Source organism: Kitasatospora nipponensis (genome assembly GCF_039528135.1).
In the GTDB taxonomy this organism is placed as follows: domain Bacteria; phylum Actinomycetota; class Actinomycetes; order Streptomycetales; family Streptomycetaceae; genus Kitasatospora; species Kitasatospora nipponensis.
Genome location: NZ_BAAALF010001235.1, coordinates 1 through 502, shown reverse-complemented (window position 1 = coordinate 502; position 502 = coordinate 1). Strand labels below are relative to the sequence as shown.

General features: G+C 70.9%; 1 protein-coding gene. It reads left to right on the top strand.

From position 1 onward, the window contains the following. Positions 1-502, top strand: a 502-nt coding sequence (locus ABD323_RS45830) for an IMP dehydrogenase (RefSeq protein ID WP_344447825.1), incomplete at both ends; no start/stop codon positions are given.

The window sequence follows — 502 nt, the reverse complement described above, 5'->3', positions numbered from 1 at the left end:
AAGCCGGAAGCCCTGCTGAAGGCGGCCGTCGACGTGCTCGTCGTGGATACCGCACACGGCCACCAGGAGAAGATGATCTCGGCGTTGAAGGCCGTGCGGTCGGTGCTGCCCGCCGATTCGACGGTGCCGATCGTCGCGGGCAACGTCGTCACGGCACAGGGCACGCGTGACCTCATCGAAGCGGGTGCGGACATCGCCAAGGTGGGCGTCGGCCCCGGCGCGATGTGTACGACACGCATGGCGACCGGCGTCGGACGGCCGCAGTTCTCCGCGGTACGCGAGTGCGCCGAGGCTGCGCGGGCGCTCGGCAAGCACGTGTGGGCCGACGGCGGCGTGCGGCATCCGCGCGACGTGGCGCTGGCCCTTGCGGCGGGCGCATCGTCGGCGATGGTCGGCTCGTGGTTCGCGGGCACGTACGAATCCCCTGGCGACCTGCGCTACGACGAGCAGGGCAGGCCGTACAAGGAGTCGTTCGGCATGGGCTCCAAGCGTGGGGTGAGCG